This window comes from Paraburkholderia sp. RCC_158, assembly GCF_041355255.1.
GTDB lineage: Bacteria > Pseudomonadota > Gammaproteobacteria > Burkholderiales > Burkholderiaceae > Paraburkholderia > Paraburkholderia graminis.
The window spans coordinates 83,188-97,043 of sequence record NZ_JBFUPM010000018.1; the positions used below are offsets into that span (position 1 = coordinate 83,188).

Here is a 13,856-nt window from a genome sequence, read left to right on the forward strand (position 1 = left end):
CTCTTTTCGTGGCGCGCGGCGAGCTCTTTGAGCGCCGCGCCGCGGAATCATCCGGCGTCCGCTGCGCGCACCGCGCGTACGAACGCCGCCATCCGGGCGTGATCTTTCACGCCCTTGGCGCCCGGCACTTCGATGCCGCTCGAGACATCGACCGCGTACGGGCGCACGCGATGGATCGCATCACTGACGTTTTGCGCGTTCAACCCACCACTCAAAACGGCCCGACGCGCGAGCTCTGCTGGAATAAGTGACCAATCGAAAACCTTCCCGCCGCCGCCATAGCCTTCGACGTGAGTGTCGAACAGAAAGCCATTGGCGCCTGAATAGTTGAGAGCCGATTCTACCAAATCGGCCGGTCGAGTATCCGCCGCAACGCGCAGCGCGCGCAACCAAGGCAAACCCGCAATGCCGGCGAGCGATTCGCACTGCTCGGCGGTCTCGTCGCCGTGAAACTGCAACAGCGAGAGCCCGACGTTACTGACCACTTCACGCACCCATTCCGGCGACGGATTCACGAACAAGCCGACTACCGACACGAACGGCGGCACATCCTGCATGATTTCGACAGCCTGCGCGACGCTCACCGAGCGCGGACTCGGCGGATAGAACACGAGGCCGATGGCGTCCGCGCCCAATTCGATCGCGTGGTTGACGTCGGCCGGATTCGACAGGCCGCACAGCTTGATGCGCGTGCGCCGGGGCACGGCTTGCTGTGCGGCGCCCGTATCTGACTCTGACGCTGCTGTTGCGAGGTTTTCGGTCGAACTCATGTGTGTGCCTGCTCGTTCCATACGGTGCTCCACGGCACGCTGCCGGTCTGCGGCGCGGGCACCTCGAAGTGCTCAGGATAGCCCACCTGCGCGAGATACAACCCGTCCGGCATGAAGGTCGGCGCCGCCGACTCGCGATCGCGGCTCGCGAGCACCTCGGCCATCCATTCGACCGGACGACGCCTCTTGCCGATATACACCAGGCATCCCATCAGGTTGCGCACCATGTGATGCAAAAACGCGTTAGCCCGGAAACGGAAATGCACGAAGTCGCCGTGCTGTTCGATGTCGATCTGATGCAGATGCTTGATCGGCGTCTTCGCCTGGCATTGCGACGAGCGGAACGCCGAAAAGTCGTGCTCGCCGATCAGATGAGCCGCCGCCGCCCGCATCGCTTCAATGTCGAGCGGCGTGTGCACCCAACCCGCCCGCGCCGCCAGCATCGGCGAACGCACCGGATGCACGTACAGCAGATAGTAATAAGTGCGCTCGAACGCGGAAAACCGCGCGTGGAACGCCTCGGGCATCGGCTTGGCCCATTGCACGGAAATCGACTTGGGCAAAAACGTATTCGTGCCGCGGACCCATGAGACGTCGGCCCGCTCGAGTTCGGTATCGAAGTGCACAACCTGGCCGAGGCCATGCACGCCCGTATCCGTCCTGCCTGCGACGACGGTATGCACAGGCGTCTGTGCGAATTCGCGCAGCGCCCGTTCCAGCTCGTCCTGAACCGTGTTGCCATGCGGCTGCGACTGCCATCCGCAGAACGCCGATCCGTCGTACTGAATGCCTAAAGCAATGCGCTTCACGACAACGGAGCGAGCGTCGAGAGCAACGCGCGGGCATCGTTGCGCGTGGCCGGATCGTTGGCTTCGATCACTTCGTTGATCAGCGTGCGCGCGCCGGCAAGATCGCCCAGCTCGATGTACTCGGCGGCCAGATCGAGCTTGTTTCGCGCGATGCGGGCAAGATCCGCCGGCGTGAACGCGGGCAGCGGCTGCGCGGGGCTCGGCGGGAGTTCCAGGTCGAAGTCGAGCTTGAGCGCGCCGAAACCCGCTGCGCCCAATGTGCCCGCGCCGAGACCCGCTACGGCGCCACGGCCGGCGGTGCCGGCCGCGATTTCGTCGGCGGCATGCGGCGCTTGTTCGGCGTTGGGCGGCGGCGGCACCGCTTGACGCGCGGTGGCTTCCGGCGACGCGACAGGCTGGCTGCTCAGCGACTGCGGTGCGCTCATGGTGTCGGCGGTGGACCCGACGCGCGGCGGCAACGGCATATCGAGGCTGCCGAACGCGGTGAGCGCGTCGCGCGGGAATTCCGCCGATGCGGGCGCGCGCGGCTGGTCGTGATCGACTTGGGCGAGCGTTGCCGGTGCTTCTGGGATCGACGGCTCCATCGGCTCGGGCGGCAACGGCTCGTCATCCCATTCCAGACGATGGGACACCGGCTCGGGCTCCCACGCCTCGTTGAACGGCTGAAGCGGCGCTCGCGGCAACGCGTCGGCGCCTAGTTCGGCGGCGGCGTCGAGGCTCGCGGCTGTCGTCGCGTCGTCCAGATTGTGGCGATGTTCTTCCGATGCGAGGTCGCTTTGGTCGAAGGCAGCGGGTTGTTCCGGCGAGTGCGGTTCGAAAGCCGCCGATGGTTCACGAGGCGCCGATCGATCTGCCTGTTCCGATGCCGGCTCGTGCGCCGCTACGCGTTCAGCCGCCGGTTGGTCCGACGCGAGTTGGGCTTGCCTTGCGGTTGCCTCGTCTGCCGCGGCTTGCTGGGCTGCGGTTTCCTCGCTGGCGCTAGCGCCAGTTACGGCGTGTTCCGCTGTCGAACGCTCGGCCGCGAGGCGTGCTGCGTCGAGGTCCTGTTCAGCCGCGATGCGATCATGCGCAGCCTCGTCGGCTATCGCGCGTTCTGCCGCTTCGCGCTCCACCGCGCCTTGCGCAGCCGCCTGCTCCGCCGCTTCGCTCGCCTCTGCCTCGCGTGCGGTCGCGGTGCGGATTTCGGCCTCGCGCTCCGCCGCGATGCGCTCCGACATTTCGCGTGCGGCGGCGTCGCCTTCAGCCGCTTCGCGCTCCGTCTCGGCCATCGTTGCGGCGTGGCGCGCGGTCGCGGCGTCTTCGGCGTTGGGTTCGTGGGATTCGTCGCGTTTGGCGATGTCAACGGGAATAGCAGCCGGAACTACCGGCGCGGTGTCATTGGCCGCCGCAGCCTTCTCGGATGCCTCTGACGCCTCCGCTCGCTGCGCGTCGGCCAAACGCTCCCGCTTACGCCGACCGAGACGCAACGCAGTCAGCAGCACGACCAGCGCCGCGCCGACCGCCGCGCCCACGGCGAGGTTCGTCTGCGAAAGGCCGGCCTGGTTCGACGTCGACACAGCAGCGCCCGGATGACCCGACACGACAGCCGGGGCCGATGCGCCCGCCGCCGGTTGCACGCCGCTCGCCGACGACTGCACAGCCGGCGCCGCGGACGAGCCGCCGATGCCATGCTTCTGCAACTCCATCAGCACGCGATTCTTGAGCGCGAGCAGTTGCTGCAAGCTCGACACCTGCGCGCGCGGCTGCGATGCACCCGTGCCCGCGCTGGCGGCTTCGCTCGCTGACGGCTGCACGGACCCCGCCCACACATGCGTGCCGCTCGCGGCGGACGGGGGCTGCGCACCAGCAGCCTCCGACGACGCCGCGCCGGCCCCGGCCGACGCTGCCGAACCCGCGTCCGATGCCCCATTGGCGTTGGCCTGAACCGCAGGCGCTGCCGACGGCGCAGCCTGCGTCGCGGGAGCTTCCGCCCCTGGCGCGCTCGCCGCCGCACTCGCCGCCGCACTCGCCGCCGCATTGCCTTGCGCGGCGCCGCTCGCGGCCGCCGCGACCGAAGCATTCGACGACGACCCGCTGCCAGCCGCCGGCCCCGAAGCAGCAGCCGCTGGCGTTGCACCCGCCGCCACAACCACTGCGCCCGACGCGTCCAGCGGCGGCACCGTCAGCACCGCACCCAGACGCATCCGGCTCGGATCGTGGCCCATGAAGGCGTTCGGGTTCGCGTCGAAGACAGCGCGTGCCGCGCGTGCGAGCGTGGCGCGGTCGTGTGATTGGGTGACAGCAATCGCGACATCGTTCAGCGACTGACCCGGCTTGACCGTGTATTGCCCACCCGCCGAGTACGAGGCCGACGCGGCTTGAGGCGCAGATGCCGTGGCGCCTTCGGGCGCGCTCGCGGCGTCGCCGGGCGCGGCCATCGCGCTGCCCAAACCGGCGCCCGTCAGCATCAACGCCAAAGCGACCGTGGCCGCGAGGCGGCCGGTACGTGGGCGCGCAAACATGGCCCGAAGGGAAGAGAGTCGAGGTTTCATCGGGACTCCTGGCGCGTCAGCGCGCGGCCCTTTTTTGCGGTTATAAAGAGACAAGATAATCGGAGCACACAAATGAAAAAAGCGCCGCGCAAGCGCGACGCTTCTTGAGTTTTCTACGCGTCGTGAGCGCGTAGTTTACTTTACTTGTCGAGCACAATGCGAAGCATGCGGCGCAGCGGCTCGGCCGCGCCCCACAACAGCTGATCGCCGACAGTAAATGCCGACAGATGTTCGCCGCCCATGGCCAGTTTGCGAACGCGGCCGACCGGCACCGTCAGCGTGCCCGTCACCACTGCCGGCGACAGATCGCGCATCGACGCTTCGCGTTCGTTCGGCACCACCTTCACCCAGTCGTTGCCCGAAGCGAGGATGCTGTTCACTTCGTCAAGCGGCACGTCCTTGTTCAGCTTGATGGTCAGCGCCTGCGAGTGGCAACGCATTGCGCCGATCCGCACGCACAGGCCGTCGACCGGGATCGAACCCGGCGTGCCCATGGCCGGCTTGCCGAGAATCTTGTTGGTTTCGGCGCCGCCCTTCCACTCTTCCTTCGACATGCCGTTGCCGAGATCCTTGTCGATCCACGGAATCAGCGAGCCGGCGAGCGGCACGCCGAAGTGATCGGTCGGCATGCTGTCGCTGTTCATGGCTTCGAGCACGCGACGGTCGATATCGAGAATCGCCGAAGCCGGATCCGCGAGTTCGTTCTTCACTGCGCCGTGCAGCGTGCCCATTTGCGACAGCAGTTCGCGCATGTTCTGCGCGCCCGCGCCGGAGGCGGCCTGATACGTCATGGCCGTCATCCAGTCGACGAGGTTTTCGCGGAACAGGCCGCCGAGCGCCATCAGCATCAGGCTGACCGTGCAGTTACCGCCGATGAAATTCTTTTGGCCCTTGACCAGCGCGTTCTTGATCACGTCGAGATTAACCGGATCGAGAATGATGACCGCGTCGTCCTTCATGCGCAGCGACGATGCCGCGTCGATCCAGTAGCCGTTCCAGCCGGCCGCGCGCAGCTTCGGGAACACTTCGTTCGTGTAGTCGCCGCCCTGGCAGGAGATGATTGCTTCGCACTTCTTCAGGTCGTCGATGCTTGTCGCATCTTTGAGCTTGGTCTCGTTTTTGGCGAACGACGGCGCGTTGCCGCCCGCGTTGCTGGTGCTGAAAAACACCGGTTCGATCAAGTCGAAATCGCCTTCCTGCTGCATACGCTGCATCAGGACGCTGCCGACCATGCCGCGCCAACCTACGAGACCTACGTTCATGACTTCATACCCTTCGAGTGGAAACTTCCCCGCATCTTTGCCCGTAGTGACCGCGCGGGGAAGATGAGCGGGCACGACGGACGATCAGCGTTTCGTGATCGTTTTCGGGGTAATCGTTTTAATCAGCGCTTTGGTGATAATGGCGAGCTCAACCACACGGGCCGTTTTGCCGTGCAGTTTCGAAATCGAGGAGATTTGAGCCATCTGTGCCATTGCTACAATATACACGAAAACCGGAATCCGGCGACGTCCCTAACCGTCGCTGCCGCCCGTATTACACGCACGAATCGGCCTGTTGCAGGCCGATTCGCGTATTAAAGATCATTTTAACGACCTGATTACCGCCGACTTGAACGCGGGGCGCGGCCATCTACGCCCCACATGCACGAGCCTCTTTTACAGTGCTGCGACCACTGCGTCGCCCATCGCCACCGTGCCGACCTGCTTGCAACCCGGCGTGAGAATGTCGCCAGTGCGGTAGCCCTGTTCGAGCACCTTCTTGACCGCGTTTTCGATGCGGTCGGCCTGCTCCGCCTTGTTCAGCGAATAACGCAGCATCATGGCAGCCGACAGAATCGTCGCGAGCGGATTCGCCACGCCCTTGCCGGCGATGTCCGGCGCGGAACCGTGCGACGGCTCGTACAAGCCCTTGTTGTTCTTGTCGAGCGAGGCCGACGGCAGCATCCCGATCGAACCCGTGAGCATGGCGGCTTCGTCGGAGAGAATGTCGCCGAACATGTTGCCGGTCACGATCACGTCGAACGACTTGGGCGCCTTCACGAGCTGCATCGCGGCATTGTCGACATACATGTGCGACAACTCGACGTCCGCGTATTCCTTCGAGACGTCGATCATCACGTCTTTCCAGAACTGCGACGTTTCCAACACATTGGCTTTATCCACCGACGTCAGCTTCTTGCCGCGCTTTTGCGCTGCCTGAAACGCGACGTGCGCGATGCGGCGCACTTCGGGCTCCGAATAACGCATGGTGTCGAAGCCTTCCTTCGCGCCCGCAAAAAGACCGTCCGGCGCTTCACGCACGCCGCGCGGCGCGCCGAAGTAGATGTCGCCGTTCAGTTCGCGCACGATCAGGATGTCGAGACCCGAAACGATCTCTTCTTTCAGCGACGAAGCGCCGGTCAACTGCGGATAGCAGATGGCCGGGCGGAAGTTCGCGAACAGTTGCAGATGCTTGCGCAGGCCGAGAATGGCCTGCTCCGGGCGCAGCGCGCGCTCGAGCTTGTCGTATTTCCAGTCGCCGACGGCGCCGAACAGGATCGCGTCGGCTTCCTTCGCGAGCGCGAGTGTCGAATCGGGCAGCGGATGACCCTTCGCCTCGTAGCCCGCGCCGCCAACCGGCGCTTCTTCCAGTTCGAACTTTTCGCCGAGCACGTTGAGAACCTTGACGGCCTCCTTGACGATTTCGGGGCCGATGCCGTCGCCCGGCAACACTGCGATCTTCATGCGAATTCCTTGGTGATTTTCTTCGAGACTTCGAGTCTTATCCGACGATGCGGTGAGCGAGCCACGGCTGCTTCGCGATGCGTTCGGCTTCGAACTGGCGGATCTTGTCGGCGTGACGCAGCGTGAGGCCAATGTCGTCGAAACCGTTCAGCAAACAGTATTTGCGGAATGCCGCCACTTCGAACGGATACTCGGTGCCGCCGTCCGCCGTGCGCACGACCTGCTTGTCGAGGTCGATGGTCAACTGAAAGCCGTTGAACGCATACGTCTCGTTGAACAGGTGATCGACTTGCTGCTCGGTCAGCACGATCGGCAACAGGCCGTTCTTGAAGCAGTTGTTATAGAAAATGTCGGCGAAACTCGGCGCGATGATCGCGCGGAAGCCGTATTGCTGAAGCGCCCACGGCGCGTGTTCGCGCGAGCTGCCGCAGCCGAAGTTCTTGCGCGCGAGCAGCACCGACGCGCCTTGATAACGCGGCTGGTTCAGCACGAAGTCGGGATTCAGCGGACGCTTCGAATTGTCCTGACCCGGCTCGCCGTGGTCGAGATAACGCCACTCGTCGAACGCGTTCGGACCGAAGCCCGTGCGCTTGATCGACTTGAGGAATTGCTTGGGAATAATCGCGTCCGTGTCGACGTTCTCGCGATCGAGCGGCGCCACGACGCCGGTGTGTACGATGAATTTATCCATGACGCTTGCGCCTGTTTCAGGACCGGCGATGCGCGTGGCGGCACGAAAGCCGCTCGCTGCGTCGCCGGCAAAAAATCAAAAACCGGTTATTTCTCAGCGTGATTGCTGATCGAATTGCCGAGGTGCGACATGTCCTGCCCAAATCCGTGCACCGTGTTGCAGCCGGTCAGGCCGAGCAGCAACCCAGCCAGAGTACCGAGCGCGAAGCGGCGCAGTAGAGTAGTGCGATTCATGTTCTTCATCATGCGATTTATCCCAGCTTGCGAATATCGACAAAATGCCCTTCGATAGCCGCGGCTGCGGCCATGGCGGGGCTCACGAGATGGGTACGGCCACCGGCGCCCTGACGACCTTCGAAATTACGATTCGACGTGGACGCGCAACGCTCGCCCGGATCGAGCCGGTCGGCGTTCATCGCGAGGCACATCGAGCAGCCCGGCTCGCGCCATTCGAAACCGGCGTCGGTGAACACCTTGTCGAGGCCTTCACGTTCGGCCTGCGCTTTCACCAGACCCGAGCCCGGCACGACCATCGCGAGGCGAATGTTCGGCGCGACGCGGCGGCCCAGTTTCTTCACGACGTAAGCCGCGGCGCGAATGTCTTCAATGCGCGCGTTGGTGCACGACCCAATGAAGATTTTATCCGGCTTGATGGACTCGATCGGCGCATTCGGTTCGAGCGCCATGTATTTGAGCGCGCGCTCCATCGCCTCTCGCTTGCCCGGGTCCTTCTCACGCTCGGGATCGGGTACGCGGCCGTCCACGGCGGTGACCATTTCCGGCGACGTGCCCCACGTGACTTGCGGCACGATATCGGCGGCGTTGAGTTCGACCACGCGATCGAAATGTGCGCCTTCGTCGGACTTGAACTGCTTCCAGTAATCGACTGCGATGTCCCACTCCGCGCCTTCGGGCGAGAACGGACGGCCTTTCAGGTATTCGATCGTGGTGTCGTCCACAGCGACCATGCCGGCGCGCGCGCCTGCTTCGATCGCCATGTTGCAGACCGTCATGCGGCCTTCCATGGAGAGCGCGCGAATGGTCGAGCCGCCGAATTCGATGGCGTAGCCCGTGCCGCCCGCCGTGCCGATCTTGCCGATGATCGCGAGCACGATGTCTTTCGCCGTGCAGCCGCGCGGCAGCGGTCCTTCGACCTTGACCAGCATGTTCTTGCTTTTCTTCTGCAAGAGCGTTTGCGTGGCGAGCACGTGTTCCACTTCCGACGTGCCGATACCATGCGCGAGCGCGCCGAACGCGCCGTGCGTGGACGTGTGCGAGTCGCCGCACACGATCGTCATGCCCGGCAGCGTGGCGCCCTGCTCCGGCCCGATGATATGGACGATGCCCTGGCGCAGGTCGTTCATCTTGAACTGCGTGATGCCGTAGGCGTCGCAGTTCGAGTCGAGCGTGTCGACCTGCAGCTTCGAGACCGGATCGGCGATGCCGTGGCTGCGGTCGGTGGTCGGCACGTTGTGATCCGACACGGCCAGATTCGCGCTGATGCGCCACACCGGACGCTCGGCCAGCTTCAGGCCTTCGAACGCTTGTGGGCTGGTGACTTCGTGCAGCAGGTGACGGTCGATATAGAGAATCGTCGTGCCGTCTTCTTCCGTGTGGATCACGTGCGTGTTCCACAATTTGTCGTAGAGAGTCTGTGCCATGGTATGCGGGGGTAGTAATGACTGCGGGCTGACTGTGTCGGTCGATTATGCCACGCGAAGTCACGCCGTGGGCCGCGCAACCATGCAAAAAAGCGATAAAAAACAGGGAGTTGGGTGGTAGTGTCGATACCTGTATCGGCGGCACCCGGCAAGGTTTCGTGCCGGCGTTGGGGCCGGGATCGAACGATGCAGCGCCGATCGCGGCACACATCACCCCAGCACAAGCAGCCTCTCCGCATACCCCGTCAGCACCGAAGCCAGGATCATCTCGAGCGCATTCGACGGCGGTGCGGTGCCGCGGTGGAACGGCCGGAACACCACATCGCCCCGCTTGACGGACATGCCGCTCAGCGCGCAAACACCTCTGACGCGCGCATAGCCGGCGCGCCAGGTCTGATCGAGATAGCTGCCGCGCGTGGCGTCGCTCCACGAAACGAGCACCGTCGTGTCGGTTTGCCATTCGATGCTTCGAATCGTAGGCAGGCGGCCGTTGAACACCGCATGCGCAGCCATCGGGCGGCTGCGTCGGTTGCGGCGCCCCGACGCCTCGCAAACCGCCGATGCAGTCTCATGCCAATGCGCGCTCAGCCGTCCGATAATTTGCGACCAGGGGTCGGGTCCACACATCTCCGGTTCTCCTGCGACTTGCAGCGGCGATCGCCTGCACAATGCTTCGCCTCTGGCTTTAGAGTCTCATGGCTGCGGGCTGACGCTGCCGGCTTACCGCTTTGGCGCGCTATCCGGCCGCGCGAGTGCGACGACGCTCACGATCCCCTCGCGCGCCATCTTCGCGTACGGACAGAAACGTTCGGTGTCGCGCACGAGTGCTTCCGCAATGGCCGGCTCAACACCGGGCAAATGAATGCGGACCTGCGCAATCAGCCTGAACAGGCCATCGACGGGGTCCCGCCCGAAATCGACCGTCACTTCCACCTTCGCGTCGACGATCGCTATCTCCGCCTTGGCGGCGAGCAGGTTCAACGCGCCGTGAAAGCACGCGGCGTAGGCGGCGGCAAACAACTGCTCGGGATTCGTCCCGCCGCCCGGGCCGCCGAGCGCCGCGGGCAGGCGCAAGTCGAGGTGGAGTTGGCCGTCGTCCGACTGGACTACGCCGGATGCCCGGCCATGACTCGCCTCGCCGCCCGTAGCGGTCACGGTCGTCGAATACAGTGACTGAAAATCTGGCCCGAAGTACTTATCGAGCAGCGTGAGGGGCGGCGGATGCAAAGGGCTCATCATGTATGTCCGACAGCCGTTGGCTCACGCCGAGGCTCGCAACCAGTCGAACCATGCGCGTGAGTTCGCGACTCTGTAGGTAGTGCGCCGGACCGGCGTGGATGCGCCGTCAGCGTATGAGTGCATCGTAGGTGCGCGGCCGCCCGTCGGGAAGGCTTGCGCGGCGACGCACCGTGTTGCCTCCAAAGCACCAATCAGAGCGCCGGCACCGCCATCATGGTGCTCAGGCATTGCAGGTCGAGCGCGCGCGTTTGTTCCGCCATGTAGTCGATGAACACGCGGATTCTGGCGGGCAAATGCTTGCGGCTGAGATAACAGACATAGTGACCGCGGTCGTCCGGCGCATATTGGGCGAGGCAGGAAACCAGGCGCTCTTTCCGCAACAGATCGCAGACCTGATAGGCCGGCAATTGAGCGATGCCCTCGCCGTCGAGCACGGCCTGCACGATGAGGTCCATGTCGTTGAAGGTGTGCTGCGCTCGCGGCAACTGCTTTTGTATGAGTCCATCGACCTTGAACTCCCAGTCGCTCACGCGCCCCGACGCACTGCGGAAGTTGATGCACCGATGCTGGGCGAGATCGTCGACATGACGCGGCACACCGTGTTTTTTCGCGTACTGGGGCGACGCGCAGACGATCATCTGCATGGGTATCAGTTGCTTTGCCACGACTTCGCTGTCCTCCATACGCCCGTCGCGAAACCCGACATCGACGCGATCCGCGATGAAGTCGGCAGGACGATCGTTCAGCAATAGTTCGAGCGCTATGTCCGGATAGCGGGAGCGAAAACCGCGCAGCAGCGGCGCGACGATCTTGCGCCCGAATCCGGGTGTCGAGCAGATACGCAGATGGCCGCGCGGCGGTCCGTTACGCAATTCGCGCATGTCCTCGAGCGCCTGCACGATGCGTTCGACGCCCGGATGGCAGTTCTGATAAAACAGTTCGCCTTCGCGGGTCAGCGACGTGCTGCGCGTGGTGCGCAGAAAAAGCCGCGCATCGAGCTGCGCTTCGAGCTTTTGCACGTTTCGGCTGACGGCGGAGCGGCCAATGCCGAGGCGGTCACCCGCCTTGGCAAAGCTGCCTTCATTGGCCACGGCGAGAAACGAAACGACACCGGCGTAACTCGTGGCAAAGCTGCTCGCGAGCGAATTGTCGGTCAAGGGGCGGGCGGAATGATCGTCGGACATGGGCGGGCACGATTTAAAGGTTTCGTACTCGACAAGACGTTTTAACCCGGCCGTCTGTGACAAACCGGGCTCACGAATCCGCTGGGATGGACAATCTGCCAGTCCGCCCGCAATTTCAGCCGCGCGATGGCGGGCGCGCCCTTCCCGTTCAGCAATGTTGCGGCATCGATTTCGCTGCTATTGCAATTAATCGTATAAACGTTGTCCAGACCTTGCGGGATCGCGAATCATCGGCCGTCGAATCTGGCCGCGATGCGCGCCAGCTTGTCGGGATTTCGCTGCACCTGAATGCGCACAATGCGCTCGCCATCCGTCTCGTACGTCTGCGCCGATTCGAGTGCGCCGTCGAAAAAGCGCAACAGTGCCGCCTGGCTGTTGAGGACGATGAGTTCGACGCGCAGTCCGCTTTTGTAGCGAAGCGCAGCCGCATAAAAAAGCTGCGCGATGCGCCGGCCGCCCACCATCGGTTTTGGAAAGCTCTGCACCCGGCCGCCGCCATCGCCCATGAGCACGGCATCTTCGGCCAGCATTGAATTGATCGCCGCAAAATCGCCGCGCTGCAAAGCGTGCGCAAAAGTCTGCAGCAACCGATGATGCGTCTCCCGCGACACGACGTAGCGCGGACGATCGTCGCGCAACTGCGCCTTCGCGCGGCTCACCAGTTGCCGGCACGCCGCTTCGCTCTTGCCGATGGCTTTTGCTATTTCATCGTAGTCGGCATCGAATACTTCGCGCAGCAGGAAGGCCGCGCGCGCTTCCGGGCTCAGCCGTTCGAGCAGCATCAGAAAGGCGACGGACACATCGTCAGCGCGCTCCTTCGCCTGTTCCGGCGTTGCGGGATAGTCGGTAACGTGCGGCTCAGGAAGCCAGATGCCGGTGTAATGCTCGCGCTGGATTTTCGCGGCGCGCAAACGGTCGATGGAGATCCGCGTCGTCACGGCGACAAGCCACGCCTCCGCGTTCTCGATGGTCTCCCGTGTGGTCGAATGCCAGCGCAACCAAACGTCCTGCACCACGTCTTCCGCTTCTGCGACCGAACTCAGCATCCGATATGCAATGCCCTGCAAGCGCGGGCGAAGCTTGTCAAAAATGCTGGTGTCGTCCATGGAACGGTCCTTGTGCACAGTACATGGGATCTATTGCGTTTCCGTGGCAGAAACGCATGACCAAACCGCGCACATACGCCCGCGCGATCATTCGCGCCGATCAGTATACCGTCATGAAATCCGGCACCTCCGCCAATCTTTACTGCGCACGGCGCTCGCCGCCGGCTGCTGTCGCCGGGGCAACGTTGAAACCGGCATCGCGCCATGCGTCGATGCCTCCGGTCAGCGGCAATGCAAGTCTGATTCCGGCGCGACGCAAACGGCCGGCCATCCATGCGGCGGACACTTCTCCCGGGCACGAGCAGTAAATGACGAACGTCCGGTTCGTGTCGTACGCCCGTACTATCTCGCCGCATTTGCGTTCGTCGGCGAATACGGCGCCCGGAATGACGAACGGATCGAGCGTCCGCCTCTCGGGAGAACGAATGTCGAAGATGACCGGCCGCGGTTCGTCGGTTAGCAAACCGTGCAACTCCACTGCATCGATCCGCGACGTTTCGAGCGCTTTGGACAGCATGAGATGCCGGCAATAGCGATAGCAGCAATACAGCGCGAGTGCACTTGCGACGATACCCAGTGCCCGCCAGCCGAGATGCGAAATCACCGCGAATAACAGGTCGATCTGCGCGGCGAACGCTCCGCCAATAGCGAGCGCGATGGAAGCCCACAAGGCCACTCCGGCGCAATCGCAGGCGATGAAGTACCGCAACCTGACCGCCATTGCCCCGCACAACGGCACTGCAACGAGCGACAGGCCGGGGACGAAACGGGCGACGATCAGAACTCGCACGCCCCAGCGCCCAAAGAACCGCTCGGTTTTTCTCACACAACTATCACGCGACGACGATAAGAGACAAACCGTTCGAAGCGTGCGTTCGCCGAATCGTCTTCCGCCTTCATACCAGACGAGATCGCCAAGCACTCCGCCCAACGCGGCAGCCCCTAACGTCGACGCGAAATGAGACACGGCCGATTGCTGGGCACCGGTTGCAATCGTGATGCTGGCGCCGACGGTAATCAACGTTGGCATGGCGGGCACAGGCAGACCGAGTGACGCGCCAAGCACACTCAGGAATACGACGAGCGCGCCGTACTGCGCGATGAGTTCATGGGAAAACACGTTGCCTCCTGACCCGGGAA

At 63.7% G+C, this 13,856-nt stretch carries 13 protein-coding genes; all 13 read right to left on the reverse strand.

Annotated elements, in window-relative coordinates:
• Positions 1-47: 47 nt before the first annotated feature.
• The 13 genes from AB6809_RS27300 to AB6809_RS27360 all read right to left on the reverse strand — a co-directional run bounded on the left by AB6809_RS27300 (position 48) and on the right by AB6809_RS27360 (position 13,836).
• The gene (locus AB6809_RS27300) at positions 48-770 is read right to left on the reverse strand and encodes a phosphoribosylanthranilate isomerase (protein WP_029971416.1); all 723 of its coding nucleotides are present in this window, start codon (positions 768-770) and stop codon (positions 48-50) included.
• Entirely contained in the window at positions 767-1,579 is an 813-nt protein-coding gene (gene truA, locus AB6809_RS27305) for a tRNA pseudouridine(38-40) synthase TruA (protein WP_029971415.1), read from the reverse strand. Before truA ends, AB6809_RS27300 begins: the two co-directional genes overlap by 4 nt.
• Positions 1,576-4,110: a FimV/HubP family polar landmark protein gene (locus AB6809_RS27310; RefSeq protein WP_029971414.1), complete on the reverse strand. Its 2,535-nt coding sequence runs from the start codon at positions 4,108-4,110 to the stop codon at positions 1,576-1,578. The genes truA and AB6809_RS27310 overlap by 4 nt, the downstream gene beginning before the upstream one ends.
• A 140-nt stretch (positions 4,111-4,250) precedes the next feature.
• Entirely contained in the window at positions 4,251-5,372 is a 1,122-nt protein-coding gene (asd, locus tag AB6809_RS27315; RefSeq protein ID WP_029971413.1) for an aspartate-semialdehyde dehydrogenase, read from the reverse strand.
• Between the two features lie 396 nt (positions 5,373-5,768).
• Positions 5,769-6,836, reverse strand: coding sequence for a 3-isopropylmalate dehydrogenase (leuB, locus tag AB6809_RS27320; protein WP_029971412.1), 1,068 nt, complete (start codon positions 6,834-6,836; stop codon positions 5,769-5,771).
• A 37-nt stretch (positions 6,837-6,873) separates the two neighbouring features.
• Positions 6,874-7,527, reverse strand: a complete 654-nt coding sequence (leuD, locus tag AB6809_RS27325) for a 3-isopropylmalate dehydratase small subunit (RefSeq protein ID WP_006047596.1) — start codon at positions 7,525-7,527, stop codon at positions 6,874-6,876.
• Between the two features lie 86 nt (positions 7,528-7,613).
• On the reverse strand, positions 7,614-7,772 hold the full coding sequence (locus AB6809_RS27330; protein ID WP_029971411.1) for an entericidin A/B family lipoprotein: 159 nt from the start codon (positions 7,770-7,772) through the stop codon (positions 7,614-7,616).
• Positions 7,773-7,777: 5 nt separating this feature from the next.
• Positions 7,778-9,187, reverse strand: a complete 1,410-nt coding sequence (leuC, locus tag AB6809_RS27335; RefSeq protein WP_029971410.1) for a 3-isopropylmalate dehydratase large subunit — start codon at positions 9,185-9,187, stop codon at positions 7,778-7,780.
• Between the two features lie 210 nt (positions 9,188-9,397).
• The gene (locus tag AB6809_RS27340; protein WP_244231048.1) at positions 9,398-9,700 is read right to left on the reverse strand and encodes a DUF3331 domain-containing protein; all 303 of its coding nucleotides are present in this window, start codon (positions 9,698-9,700) and stop codon (positions 9,398-9,400) included.
• Positions 9,701-9,907: 207 nt separating this feature from the next.
• Complete coding sequence (locus AB6809_RS27345) at positions 9,908-10,423, reverse strand: Ohr family peroxiredoxin (RefSeq protein ID WP_035570807.1); 516 nt, start codon at positions 10,421-10,423, stop codon at positions 9,908-9,910.
• A gap of 194 nt (positions 10,424-10,617) precedes the next feature.
• Positions 10,618-11,610 (reverse strand): LysR family transcriptional regulator, encoded by a 993-nt coding sequence (locus tag AB6809_RS27350; protein WP_029971854.1) that lies wholly within the window; start codon positions 11,608-11,610, stop codon positions 10,618-10,620.
• A gap of 227 nt (positions 11,611-11,837) precedes the next feature.
• On the reverse strand, positions 11,838-12,716 hold the full coding sequence (locus tag AB6809_RS27355) for an RNA polymerase sigma-70 factor (RefSeq protein WP_029971852.1): 879 nt from the start codon (positions 12,714-12,716) through the stop codon (positions 11,838-11,840).
• 139 nt (positions 12,717-12,855) lie between these two features.
• Complete coding sequence (locus AB6809_RS27360) at positions 12,856-13,836, reverse strand: DedA family protein/thiosulfate sulfurtransferase GlpE (protein WP_029971851.1); 981 nt, start codon at positions 13,834-13,836, stop codon at positions 12,856-12,858.
• Positions 13,837-13,856 lie beyond the last annotated feature (20 nt).

What these genes read in the sequence shown, in the direction of transcription:
- AB6809_RS27300 (WP_029971416.1), bottom strand. Translation starts at nt 770, where the DNA reads ATGAGTTCGACCGAAAACCTCGCAACAGCAGCGTCAGAGTCAGATACG.
- AB6809_RS27310 (WP_029971414.1), bottom strand. Translation starts at nt 4,110, where the DNA reads ATGAAACCTCGACTCTCTTCCCTTCGGGCCATGTTTGCGCGCCCACGT.
- asd (WP_029971413.1), bottom strand. Translation starts at nt 5,372, where the DNA reads ATGAACGTAGGTCTCGTAGGTTGGCGCGGCATGGTCGGCAGCGTCCTG.
- leuB (WP_029971412.1), bottom strand. Translation starts at nt 6,836, where the DNA reads ATGAAGATCGCAGTGTTGCCGGGCGACGGCATCGGCCCCGAAATCGTC.
- leuD (WP_006047596.1), bottom strand. Translation starts at nt 7,527, where the DNA reads ATGGATAAATTCATCGTACACACCGGCGTCGTGGCGCCGCTCGATCGC.
- AB6809_RS27330 (WP_029971411.1), bottom strand. Translation starts at nt 7,772, where the DNA reads ATGATGAAGAACATGAATCGCACTACTCTACTGCGCCGCTTCGCGCTC.
- leuC (WP_029971410.1), bottom strand. Translation starts at nt 9,187, where the DNA reads ATGGCACAGACTCTCTACGACAAATTGTGGAACACGCACGTGATCCAC.
- AB6809_RS27340 (WP_244231048.1), bottom strand. Translation starts at nt 9,700, where the DNA reads ATGGCTGCGCATGCGGTGTTCAACGGCCGCCTGCCTACGATTCGAAGC.
- AB6809_RS27345 (WP_035570807.1), bottom strand. Translation starts at nt 10,423, where the DNA reads ATGAGCCCTTTGCATCCGCCGCCCCTCACGCTGCTCGATAAGTACTTC.
- AB6809_RS27350 (WP_029971854.1), bottom strand. Translation starts at nt 11,610, where the DNA reads ATGTCCGACGATCATTCCGCCCGCCCCTTGACCGACAATTCGCTCGCG.
- AB6809_RS27355 (WP_029971852.1), bottom strand. Translation starts at nt 12,716, where the DNA reads ATGGACGACACCAGCATTTTTGACAAGCTTCGCCCGCGCTTGCAGGGC.